This is a genomic window from Cryobacterium sp. PH31-O1, from assembly GCF_030063455.1.
Lineage (GTDB): Bacteria > Actinomycetota > Actinomycetes > Actinomycetales > Microbacteriaceae > Cryobacterium.
Window position 1 is genome coordinate 124430 of record NZ_JASITB010000001.1, and the last position, 12228, is coordinate 136657.

General features: G+C 63.6%; 9 protein-coding genes. 2 read left to right on the plus strand and 7 right to left on the minus strand.

All coding sequences use genetic code 11. The features are described 5' to 3' along the window. Positions 1-75 precede the first annotated feature (75 nt). Genes QMK31_RS00650 through QMK31_RS00675 form a run of 6 tightly spaced genes read right to left on the minus strand, consistent with a single transcriptional unit; the run spans position 76 to position 7867 of the window. Positions 76-771 carry a response regulator gene (locus QMK31_RS00650; RefSeq protein ID WP_283499038.1) on the minus strand — a complete coding sequence of 232 codons (696 nt, stop codon included), beginning with the start codon at positions 769-771 and terminating at the stop codon, positions 76-78. Further along, positions 768-3269 (minus strand): ATP-binding protein, encoded by a 2502-nt coding sequence (locus QMK31_RS00655; protein ID WP_283499039.1) that lies wholly within the window; start codon positions 3267-3269, stop codon positions 768-770. The genes QMK31_RS00650 and QMK31_RS00655 overlap by 4 nt, the downstream gene beginning before the upstream one ends. Before the next feature lie 20 nt (positions 3270-3289). Further along, positions 3290-3898, minus strand: a complete 609-nt coding sequence (gene kdpC, locus QMK31_RS00660) for a potassium-transporting ATPase subunit KdpC (protein ID WP_283499040.1) — start codon at positions 3896-3898, stop codon at positions 3290-3292. A 32-nt stretch (positions 3899-3930) separates the two neighbouring features. Then, complete coding sequence (kdpB, locus tag QMK31_RS00665; protein WP_283499041.1) at positions 3931-6099, minus strand: potassium-transporting ATPase subunit KdpB; 2169 nt, start codon at positions 6097-6099, stop codon at positions 3931-3933. Positions 6100-6104: 5 nt separating this feature from the next. Beyond that, positions 6105-7778: a potassium-transporting ATPase subunit KdpA gene (gene kdpA / locus QMK31_RS00670; RefSeq protein ID WP_283499042.1), complete on the minus strand. Its 1674-nt coding sequence runs from the start codon at positions 7776-7778 to the stop codon at positions 6105-6107. Beyond that, a complete protein-coding gene (locus QMK31_RS00675) occupies positions 7778-7867 on the minus strand; it encodes a potassium-transporting ATPase subunit F (RefSeq protein ID WP_283499043.1) in 90 nt (29 codons plus the stop codon). The genes kdpA and QMK31_RS00675 overlap by 1 nt, the downstream gene beginning before the upstream one ends. Before the next feature lie 463 nt (positions 7868-8330). Between QMK31_RS00675 and QMK31_RS00680 the strand changes: the two genes are divergently transcribed. Together QMK31_RS00680 and QMK31_RS00685 are read left to right on the plus strand one after the other, a co-directional pair. Beyond that, the gene (locus QMK31_RS00680; protein ID WP_283499044.1) at positions 8331-8831 is read left to right on the plus strand and encodes a COG4315 family predicted lipoprotein; all 501 of its coding nucleotides are present in this window, start codon (positions 8331-8333) and stop codon (positions 8829-8831) included. Positions 8832-8965: 134 nt separating this feature from the next. Then, positions 8966-10771, plus strand: coding sequence for a bifunctional 3'-5' exonuclease/DNA polymerase (locus QMK31_RS00685; RefSeq protein ID WP_502852450.1), 1806 nt, complete (start codon positions 8966-8968; stop codon positions 10769-10771). Positions 10772-10907: 136 nt separating this feature from the next. Here the strand turns inward: QMK31_RS00685 and QMK31_RS00690 are convergent, their stop codons facing one another. Further along, positions 10908-11861, minus strand: a complete 954-nt coding sequence (locus tag QMK31_RS00690) for a right-handed parallel beta-helix repeat-containing protein (protein ID WP_283499046.1) — start codon at positions 11859-11861, stop codon at positions 10908-10910. Positions 11862-12228: the final 367 nt, after the last annotated feature.

The window sequence follows — 12228 nt, forward strand, 5'->3', positions numbered from 1 at the left end:
GCGAATCCACCGCCCAGCCGGAGCTAGGGTGACTCGCCAGCCCCGCGCCGGCGAGTCACCCGATCCACTCCTCGCTCACGATGCCGGTTCGGGATCGAATCGGTACCCCATGCCTGCCTCGGTCAAAAGGTAACGCGGAGACGCTGGAACAGCCTCCAGTTTCTTGCGCAGCTGGGCGATGTAGAGCCGCAGATAGCCCGAATCGTTGGCGTGATGTGGTCCCCAGACCTCATTCAGGAGCAGCTCGCGAGTGACGAGCTTGCCCGGGTTTCGCAGCAACACTTCCAGAATGCGCCATTCCGTCGGGGTGAGCCGAACGGTTTCGGGCTGCGCTGCGCTGCGCCGGGTCACACGCTTGGCCGCGAGATCGACGGTAACGGCGCCCAGCTGAACCACCGGTACGTCATCGACAGATGGCACCCTCCGGGTTAGGGCACGGATTCGGGCCAGCAACTCGTCGATCGAGAACGGTTTGGTGACGTAGTCGTCGGCGCCGAGGTCAAGGGCGTCGACCTTGTCGGAGGCACCCGTGCGCCCGGAGACCACGAGAATTGGCACCTGGCTCCACCCCCGCACGGCAGCGATGACGGCCATACCGTCGAGCCGAGGCATGCCTAGATCGAGCATGAGAAGGTCGGGGTGCTGCTCGATCACCGCATTGAGTGCGTCGGCACCGTCGCCAGCGGTAATGATGTCGTAGCCGCGCGCGCCGAGGGTAATGCGGAGTGCCCGCAGAATCTGTGGATCGTCATCGGCGATCAGAATTCTCATTCGGGCTTCTCCTCGGCGGGACCGCCGAACATGGTCGGCAGTGAGATGACCATAGTGACTCCGCCGCCGGGCGTATCATCCGCGTCGAGCGTTCCGCCCATGCCTTCGACGAAACCCTTGGCGATGGCCAAGCCAAGGCCGAGGCCGGTGAGGTTGTCGGTGTCGCCGAGCCTTTGGAACGGCACGAAGACATCCGCTCGTCGGCCGGGCGGAATTCCCGGACCGTGATCGCTGACCCGAATTTCCACCCTTCCAGCAAACTCGCTGGCCGAAATGCGCACTCGCGATCCGGCGGGAGCAAAGCGGACGCCATTGGCCACGACGTTCACAATGGCCCGTTGCAACAGCCCCGCATCGGCCAGAACGATACTGAGATTCGGGCCCAGATCCAGATCGACCAGTTCGGGACCGAGGTCAAGCTCATCGAGGGCCGGCAGCACCACATCCGCCACGTCGACAGGGTCCAGCCGCACGCCGAGCGCGCCGGCCTGCAGCCGGCTCACGTCGAGCAGATTGGTAATGAGCGCCGACAGCGACTCGAGGCTTTCGTCGGCGGTGGCCAGCAGCTCGATACGATCGTTGTCGCTCAAATCCACGTCGGTAGCGCGAAGTCCGCTGACCGCCGCAGTGGCGGCAGCCAGCGGGCGACGCAGGTCATGTCCAACCGCTGCGAGAAGGGCGCTGCGCACCCGGTCCGCCTCGGCCAGAGGCGCGATTTCATTCGCGGTTTGGGCTAGATCCTTGTGCTCGAGAGCTGCATCCATCTGGGTGGCGATCACCTGCAGCAGGCGTCGCTCTGACGCCGCGAGGTCGGAGCCATGCAACTCGAGCACGGCCCGCTCGCCGACGGGCATCAGAGTGACCGCATCATCGCCTACCGGCTCGCCATCGGTATAGAGCACGGTATCCCCGGCCCGCAGACGCACTCCTACCAGTCCGAAGGCCTCCCGGGTGCGCGTCACGAGCGCTTGGAGCGCGTCCTGGCCGCGCAGCACTCCGCCAGCAACGGTGGCTAGGAGTTCGGACTCTGCACGGGCGCGCACGGCGGTACGGGTGCGCCGGGCGGCCTGATCGACCACATAACTCACCAGCACACCGTTCAGAACGTAGAGCACAAGGGCGAGCACGTGCAGCGGCTCCGCCACGGTCACGGTATACAATGGCGCGACGAAAAAGAAGTCCAGGGTCAGGCCAGACAACAGTGCGGCGAAAACCGCCGGCCAGATGCCGCCAACGAGAGCCACCAACACGACGAGCAGCTGATAGCTGAGCACGTCACTCGTGATCGACTCATCCGAGCGAAAAGTAACCAGCAACCACGAAACGAGCGGACCGCCGATCAGCGCTCCGACGAATCCGAGCACCCGGCGCCTGGTTGACAGCGCACCGCCGAGATGCGGCAGCGTCCATTTTTCCGCGGCGGCGGAGTGCGTGACGATATGCACGTCGATATCACCGGATTCACGAATGACCGTAGACCCAATTCCCGGTCCGGTCAGCGCTGCGGCGAATTTGCCACGCCGACTCACACCGATGACGAGTTGTGTGGCGTTGGCGGCCCGCGCGAATTCCACCAGGGCTCGCGGAATGTCGTCGCCGACGACCTGATGAAAGCTGCCGCCAAGCTTGTCTACAAGTGCCCGTTGGGCGACGAGCGCGCCCGGATGCGGGGTTCGCAGACCGTCCTGGCTGGTCACGTGCACGGCCACCAGCTCACCGCCGGCTGACCGTGCCGCGATTCGGGCTCCGCGACGCAAAAGCGTCTCACCCTCCGGTCCGCCGGTCAGCGCCACGACAACGCGTTCCCGCGCCTCCCACTTGTGGCTGATTCCGTGCTCTGCCCGATATTTCTGCAGGGCAGAATCGACCTCGTCGGCTAGCCAGAGCAGCGTCAGCTCGCGCAACGCCGTTAGGTTGCCGAGACGAAAATAGTTGGAGAGGGCTGCATCGATGCGAGAAGACGGATAGACCAGCCCCTCAGCCAGACGGATACGCAGCGACTGGGGTGCGAGGTCAACCACCTCGATCTGGTCGGCGGCCCGGAGCACAGCGTCGGGCACCGTCTCACGTTGGGCCACTCCGGTGATCTGCTCGACCACGTCGCCGAGGGACTCGAGATGCTGAATATTGACCGTTGTAATTACGTCCAGTCCCGCTTCGAGAAGTACCTCAACGTCCTGCCACCGTTTCTGGCGTGCCGAGCCCGGCGCGTTGGTGTGGGCCATCTCATCGACCAGCACGATTTCCGGTGCCAGGGCAAGCACAGCGTCGACATCCATTTCGGTGAGCAGTATGTCCCGGTGGGCCACCTCCATGCGGTCGATCACCTTAAGGCCGGCAAGCATTCGAGCAGTCGCCTCGCGTCCGTGGGTCTCGACGACCGCCACGACAACGGAGTGGCCCGCATCGTGCAGGCGTCGCCCCTCTTCAAGCATCGTGTACGTCTTTCCCACGCCGGGAGCCGCACCGAGCAGAACCCGCAATCGGCCACGCTTCATGCTATCCACCCCGTTTCAGGTCAGCCACCCAAGTGTGTAAGGGCGAGATTGAGTTGTAGAACATTCACCGTCGGTTCCCCAAGGTACCCGAGGTCTCGTGCCGCAAGCTTAGACTCGACCAGCGCGTGCACCTGGCTCTCGGAGAGACCGCGTGCCGCGGCGACCCGCGGTACCTGCAGTCGTGCGTAGGCGGGAGAGATCTGCGGGTCGAGTCCCGAAGCAGATGCCGTCAGCGCGTCCGCGGGAATCGATTCGGCACTCGCCCCCTCGAATGCAGCGATGGAGCTTCGGCGTTCACTGATGGCGCTAATCAGGTCGTGATTTTCCGGCCCCCAGTTGCTGCCACTCGAGGCTGCCGCGTCATAACCGGCACCCGCCGCCGATGGCCGGGATTGAAACCATTCGGGCAGCGGAGCGCCGTCGGAATCGGTAAAAGACTGTCCGATCAACGCGGAACCGATCACGGTGCCGTTCTCGGACACCAGCGAACCGTTCGCCTGTGCCGAAAATCCGACCTGGCCCACAATCGTGATCGCGAACGGATACACGATGCCGAGCACCGCGGTGAGCAGGAGTATGGCGCGCACGGCCACCCAGCAGTGGCGTGCGTTCGATCGGGCACTGGTCATGAGAGCGCTTCTTTCTGGTTGGCAGACACGTTCTAGAAACCGGGAATCAGGGTGATGAGCAGGTCGATGAGCTTGATACCGATGAACGGAACAAGTACTCCTCCGAGCCCATAGATCAGCAGGTTACGGCTCAGGATGCTGGCGGCAGCGGCAGGCCGATACCTCACCCCCCGCAGGGCCAGCGGAATCAAAGCCACGATGATGAGCGCATTGAAAATGATGGCCGAGAGAATGGCGGAGGCCGGCGAGTGCAGTTGCATCACGTTCAACAGGGCGAGCCCCGGAAAAGCCCCGGCGAACATGGCCGGGATGATGGCGAAATACTTTGCGACATCATTTGCAATCGAGAAGGTGGTCAGCGCGCCACGGGTAATGAGCAGTTGTTTTCCGATACGCACTATGTCGATGAGCTTGGTCGGGTCGGAGTCGAGGTCGACCATGTTGCCGGCCTCTTTCGCCGCGCTGGTTCCGGTATTCATCGCCACGCCGACATCCGCCTGGGCCAGGGCCGGGGCGTCGTTGGTGCCATCACCGGTCATGGCCACGAGGTTGCCACCGGCCTGTTCGCGTCGGATGAGGGCAAGCTTCTCTTCGGGAGTGGCCTCGGCCAGAAAGTCGTCAACGCCGGCTTCGGCGGCGATGGTCTTGGCCGTCAGCGGGTTGTCACCGGTGATCATGATGGTGCGGATGCCCATTGCACGGAGTTCTGCGAAGCGTTCAGCGATACCCTCTTTGACTACATCCTTGAGATAAATCACGCCGACTATTTTTCGGACGCCGGTTGCCGAGCCGACGGCGACCACGAGCGGGGTCCCGCCCGCCTGCGAGATGCGATCGACGTGCCCGGCCAGGTCGGCCAGCACGGAGGACTCAGCCGGCGTTGTTTCCGCCGTCCAGGCGATCACTGCCGAACCGGCACCCTTGCGAATCTGCGCACCGTCTTGCAGGTCGATCCCGCTCATGCGGGTTTGCGCGGTGAAGGGCACGACGAGGCCGTTCTGGGCATCGGGCCGGTTTACTCCCCGAAGCACCGCCAGGTCGACGATGGATTTGCCTTCCGGGGTCGGGTCGCTCAGTGATGACAGGGCTGCCGATCGCACAAGATCGACGGGCTCGATGTGGCTCAACGGCACGAATTCGGTCGCCCGCCGGTTGCCGTAGGTGATGGTACCGGTCTTATCGAGTAGCAGGGTCGTGACGTCGCCCGCGGCTTCGACGGCGCGGCCCGACATCGCCAGCACATTGCGCTGTACCAGCCTGTCCATCCCCGCAATGCCGATGGCAGAGAGTAACGCGCCGATCGTCGTGGGAATGAGGCAGACGAGCAGAGCGACGAGCACCGGCAGGCTCACCGCCGCGGACGAATACCCGGCAATGGGGTTGAGAGTGAGCGTCACCACGACAAATACAATCGACAGGGCCGAGAGAAGAATGTTCAAGGCCATTTCGTTGGGCGTTTTCTGCCGCTTGGCACCCTCGACCAACCCGATCATGCGATCGACGAAGGTTTCCCCTGGCTTGCTCGTTATCAAGACAACAATGCGGTCGCTGAGCACCCGGGTACCTCCGGTGACAGCGCTGCGGTCGCCGCCGGATTCGCGCACGACCGGCGCTGACTCACCGGTGATGGCGGATTCGTCAACCGAGGCGATACCCCAAATAATGTCCCCATCGCCGGGAATGAGATCTCCGGCCACCACTACAACGACGTCGCCAAGTTTCAGCTCGGCCGATGACACCTGTTCGCTTGGGGTGTGCCAAGCGGCGGCATCCGTTTCGCTGTTGTAGCCGACCAACCGACTGGTGCGGGTACTGGTACGGGTTTTGCGCAGGCTGTTCGCTTGAGCTTTGCCGCGCCCCTCTGCCACAGACTCAGCGAGGTTGGCGAACACGACGGTAAGCCACAGCCAGAAGGCGATCGCAGCGGTAAAGCTCGGCGGCACCGTGTCGCCACCCGAGGTGGCAGGACCGCCAAGAAACGGTTCGGCGATCGCGAGTGCGGTGGTGAGCAGCGCGCCAACCTCGACGATGAACATGACGGGGTTTCGCCACATCTGCCGTGGGTCAAGTTTGCGAAACGCTCCGGGCAGAGCTGCAAGCAGCTGGGCGACGCTGATCGCTCCCGTGGCGGCTGGCGGTCGGTGGTGACGGGGCTCGGTAATGACGGGAGTGTCATCTGAAAAGTCGGTGAGAGTGGTCATGGCGGTTACTGCAGCCCTTCAGCGAGAGGTCCGAGCGCGAGAACGGGAAAGTAGGTCAAGCCCACGATGATGATCGTCACGCCCACGAGCAGACCGACGAATTGAGGCCGATTGGTTGGCAGGGTGCCCGCCGTCGCTGGCACCCTGTCTTGGGCGGCGAGGGTTCCGGCGAGCGCGAGTACCAGCACGATAGGAATGAACCGGCCGAGCAGCATCGCGGAACCGAGCGCGGCGTTGAACCACGGCGTGTTCGCCGTCAGTCCGGCGAAAGCACTGCCATTGTTGTTGGACGCCGAGGTGAATGCGTAGAGAACTTCTGACAGGCCGTGCAGGCCCGGATTCCAAATAGACGTGCCCTCGACGTCTGCTCGCACGGCCGGAATCGCGAAGGACAACGCCGTACCGGCCAGCACGAGGGTCGGTGTCACGAGAATGTAGAGGCTAGCAAGTTTGATTTCACGCGGGCCAAGCTTCTTGCCGAGGTATTCCGGCGTGCGACCTACGAGCAGTCCCGCGACGAAAACAGCGATGATGGCCAGGATGAGCATTCCGTAGATCCCCGAGCCCACACCGCCCGGAGCCACCTCCCCGAGCATCATGTTGAACATCGGCATCAGGCCGCCCAGGGCGGTGAACGAGTCGTGCATCGAATTGACGGCACCGGTGCTCGTGAGGGTTGTGGATGTGGCGTAAAGGGTCGATGCCCCGATTCCAAAGCGAGTTTCCTTGCCTTCCATCGCCGCACCGGCTAGCTGGGGCGCTGTTCCGGTACCAAGCGTCTCAAAAAGGGTCAGCGCGGTCAGCGAGATGACGAAGATGCTCGCCATCGTGCCCACGATGGCGTAGCCCTGCTTGCGGTCGCCGACCAGAGTTCCAAAGGTGCGCGCCAGACTGAAAGGAATGGCGAGCATCAGCACAACCTGAAGCAGGCTCGTGAAAGCTGTGGGATTTTCAAACGGATGCGCCGAGTTCGCGTTGAAGAAGCCGCCGCCGTTAGTACCGAGAATTTTGATCGCCTCCTGTGACGCGACCGGCCCGCCCGGCAGCGACTGGGACGCTCCGGTGAGGGTCGTGATGGTCGTGAAGCCGGTCAGGTTCTGGATCACGCCCGACGCGATCAAGACAACGGCGGCCAGAACGGACAGAGGCAACAGCAGACGCAGTATGCCGCGGGTCAGGTCCACCCAAAAATTGCCGATCGTGCCGGACCGCACGGCCGCGAAAGCTCGCATCAGTGCGATAGCCACGCACAGCCCGACCGCCGCCGAGACGAAATTCTGCACAACCAGGCCGACCAGTTGCACCGAGTAGCCCATAGTCACGTCGGGAGAGTAGGACTGCCAGTTGGTATTGGTCACAAAAGAAATGGCGGTATTGAAGGAGACCCCCTGCGGAATCGCCGGAAGGCCGAGAGCGTAGGGCAACACGGTTTGCAGCCGCTGCAGGGAGTAGAGCAATACAACACCGACAAGGGAGATCGCGAGCACACTGCGCAGGTAGGACTGCCAGGTTTGCGCCGAGCGGGCATCGACACCGATCAGGCGGTAGAAGCCGCGCTCGATGCGCAGATCGCGCGTGCCGGTGTAAATGAGCGCCATGTAGTCACCGAGCGGTCGGTAAATGAGAGCGAGCACGAGAGCGACGGTCGCCGCCTGCAGGGCCACCAACCACGCGTCCACTAGAACGACTCCGGTTTGAGAAGGGCGACGACGAGGTACACGATGGCGGCCACCGCCAGGCCCACCGTGATGAGCGAGAAAATAGTCACAGTTTTTCGACCCCCCACGCGACGAAGGCAACGAGGGCGAACAGGGCGCCAACGCCCAGGAGATAGATCAGGTCGAGCATAGGAGCTCCTTCTGCAGCGGGTGGCGGAATATGGGCGGGATGGGCATCCGGCCCCACTGCACTGCAGTCGGGCAGACCAAAGTAGACACCCACCCGAAACTGTTCCGGCCGATCCTCACGACTTCCCTACGCCCTGGACGAAGAAGCTAACGACATTGCCGCGCGCCGCGTTCACCTGGCCACCAATTGCTCACGCGCTGAACTTTTATCGGCCGCACCTCGTGGTAGCTCCAAGGCCCCCTACGCCTGCACGCCCGAACAGCGCACCGTGTCAACGACAGCCGCAGTCAGCGACAGCAGCAGTCAGCGACAGCCGCAGTCAACGACAAGCACCACTTCATCACGCACCATTCAGACCAGTGCATCGAGAGAAGGAAGCAATCATGAACAGCAGAATTTGGCTCAAGGTCGGACCGGTCGTCGGGGCGGTTGCCCTCAGCGTTCTTGCGCTGAGCGGATGCTCCCAGGGGACGACGGCGCCCGCGGCGGATACGTCGAGTTCGTCAAGCGAGGCGGCCGAACCGGCAGCCAAGGCCACACTCGCTACGGCCGACAGTTCGCTCGGCACGATCGTCGTCGATTCAGCGGGAATGACCCTATATGTTTTCGACAAGGATGTCGCAGACTCGGGCAAGAGTACATGTGAGGGCGAGTGCCTAGTCAAATGGCCCGCGGTCGTTGCCGAGTCCGACACTCCTGTCGTTGACGGTGTGACTGGGACGGTCGGTGTCATAACCCGCACGGATGGCAGCAAGCAGGTCACGCTCAACGGCCTGCCCCTGTATTACTGGGCTGGCGACGCGGCCGCCGGTGACACCACCGGCCAGGCTGTCGGCGACGTCTGGTGGGTGGTCGCGCCCAACGGCGACAAGATCGCCGGCTAACACGATCTGGGGGCGTCCACTCGCAGATCACCGCTCCCATCGACTCCGAGAAGCCGATGGGAGCGGTGATGCGACCAGTAGCGGTGCTGTCGATGGGCGCGGTTGCGCGGTTCCGTGCGACATCCGAGAAGCCGATGGGCGCGGTGTTACGCCCGGCAGCAACGGGGCAGAATGGTGAGGTGTATGTCCTGGTGCAGCAAGCGAGCGACGATGAATTCCTCGTCGACATGTTGGACGACGCCGGCACTGCGCTCGAGGCGGCACGCCGGCTCACTCCGGCCGCATTTTCATCGTTGGTCTCGTCGGTCGAACCGGGTACCACCGCGCTGCGCTGGGTTTGGGAGGACACGTCCCACATCTATCCGGCCCTGCTGGCCGAAGGAATCCGGGTGCAGCGCTGCTACGATCTTCGCTTGTGTCACGTGATCCTGAAGAACTCGGCTCTGACATCGACGAGTGACGTCGCCCTGGCCGCTCCGGGTCGGTGGGACCTCGCGAGTTCAACAGCCTGTGACCAGGCCGAACCGCGGGCGACACTCTTTGATTTTGACGTCACCTCAGTCGATGACAGTGCCGGTAATTCCGCACTTCGGGAGTTTCGCCGGCAACTCGATGCCGTGGCATCCGCTGCCGAACCGGGGCGGCTGCGCCTGCTGCTCGCCGCCGAGTCCGCCGGGGCGCTCACTGCAGCGGAGATGCGCTACGCCGGGCTGCCTTGGCGCACCGACGTGCATGATCGACTACTCACCCGGGAACTAGGTTCACGGGTTGCACCCGGCACTCGCCCCGCCCGACTGGAGGGGCTGGCGCAGCGCATCCGCTCAGAACTGGATGATGCCGCGCTCAACCCGGACTCACCCCAGGAACTATTCAGGGCGCTGCAACGGGCGGGCCTCGCGGTGACGTCGACTCGCGGGTGGGAGTTGAAGAAGCTGCAGCATCCGGTCATCGAACCGCTGTTGCAGTACAAAAAGCTGTCGCGGTTGCTGAGCGCAAATGGCTGGACATGGATGGAATCCTGGGTCGTCGATGGCCGATTCCACCCCGACTATGTGCCGGGCGGAGTCGTGACCGGCCGCTGGGCGACCCGCGGCGGGGGAGCGCTGCAGCTGCCCAAGCAGATTCGCGGTGCCGTCGTCGCCGACGACGGTTGGAAGCTCGTCGTCGCCGACGCGGCCCAGCTCGAACCCCGCGTTCTCGCCGCGCTCGCGCAGGATACGAGCATGGCACGGGCCGGCCGAGGTACCGACCTGTACGCCGGAATCGTGTCGAGCGGGGTCGTCGCAACACGCGACCACGCCAAGGTCGCCATGCTCGGCGCAATGTACGGAGCCACGTCGGGGGAGAGCGGGCGACTGATGCCGCGATTGGCCCGTGCCTACCCCCTGGCCATCGCGCTCACCGAGTCGGCGGCCCGCGCCGGAGAACGCGGCGAGGTTGTGACGACCCGACTCGGGCGCTCATCACCGACACCCCCACCGGGCTGGCATGAGTCCCAGGCGCAGGCGTATGACCCGGCGGCCACGGCGACCGACGAACGGCGTGCTCGTAGCCAGGCGCGCGATTGGGGACGCTTTACCCGCAATTTCATCGTGCAGGGCAGCGCCGCCGAGTGGGCTCTGTGCTGGATGGCGGAGATCCGACGCGAGCTCACCGCCCTCAGCAGAGCGGATGCTCCACCCGCGAAAGCAGGTGAATCCGGTTCGAGCGCCGCAGAATTCGGTCCTCCGGGTACCCGGGCGCCCTTCGACAGTGCGCCGCACCTGGTGTTCTTTTTGCACGACGAGGTGATCGTGCACACCCCCGCTGTGCACGCCGCCGACGTGGCGCGGATCATCACGACGGCCGCCGAGACTGCTGGGCGCCTTTTGTTCGGTGACTTTCCGGTGGATTTTATGCTCACCGTGGCCACGGTCGACAACTATGCCCAGGCCAAATAGTCTGAGGTCGCCATAGCCGAACATGAGACGTCTATGGTCGGTTCCTCCCAGGTTCGGGTAACGCGCAAAAGGCGAGCCCCGCGTGCGGTGTGCACGCGGGGTCCGCCTGGTTCCTGCCAGGAAATTGCAGGAGGGGCTAACCCTTCTTGACGACGACCGCGGTGTTGTCGGGGGCGTAGTAGTTGTGGGCGAAGGCAATCTTCGTGGTGGTCTTGGCGATGACGGCGCAGTTGGAGACCTTGGTGTTTCGGCCGAACGTGTTGTCTTTGATGATGGTGCCTTTGAGGGGGCCGTAGGCCTTTTCGGCGATGTTGACGGTGCAGGCGCCGTTGTTGGCGTAGTTGTTGGTGAAGACGAAGTTGGAAACCACTCCGCGGTCCTGGGTGATCTGCACGGCGGCGCTGTGGGAGTCGGTCAGGCGGTTGGCGATGACCTTGACGTTGTTGCCGCTTTGCACCTGGATGGAGTCGTCGTGGCTGGGCGATCCGCCCTGGTTCGGGTCCTTGAGGTAGTGCATGTGGTCGTGGATCCAGCTGTTCTGGATGAGCACGTTGCTGCCGGTGACGTGGATGCCGTCGATCACATTATTGATGTCCAGGCGGGTGGCGGTGAAGTTGTACCCGTAGATGCCGTTGGCGTGGGGCGAGGCAACCGTCGGGGACAGCTCGGTGTCGGTCACGACGAGGTTGCTGAAGCCGCCGAGGTTGTTGATGAGGGCGCCGGGACCGTTCATGGTGCGGCCACGAATGATCGAGTTCTTGATGGTGACGTTGGCGGCACTGATCTTCACCAGCCCACGAATGTCCAGCCCGCTCAGCACGGTACCCGGCTTCGTAACGTTGATGTCGCCGTTGTGCACCTTCAGGGTAATACCGGAGGGCACCCCGGTCGTGCTGGCACTCGGCAGAACCGTGGTGGCATGCGCCGGCGCGACAGCAAGACCGGTGAAGGCAACGATCAAGGCGGCGCCGGCAGCCAGAAGGGCGAGCCGGCGCGGCGGACGGGCAGCGTCCGCACCCGTCAGTTCAGCGGATGCCCTGGTGCGGGCAGCGAAAGCGGGAGCGATGGAACGAGCGTTCTTCGAGGACATGGTTCACATTTCGTGTCGTGCACTGGTTCGGCTGGTGCGGATGATCGGCAGTTGGGGGCCGGGTTTGATAAAATGAGCATTGCCCACTATGGGCAATGCCACAAGCAAACTCGGGTTTTTCTCAGGTTCAAGCGAGTCCGCCAGGAGTGCTGGCCGGCCGAAGTGCGGTGCGCCAGACTCGACGCAGACAAACCGTCCTTGTAAATGCGCAGGTGGCTGGGGCATAATGGCGCTAACGGATCGCTGGGTTCCAGCGGCCGAACAATTTCATATTCGCCATCGTGCCCACAGCTATGAGTTGAAAGCGCGGTCGTTCCGAGGTCGTTGGGGAAGACGCACCTACTAGGAACGGAGAAACACGATGGAT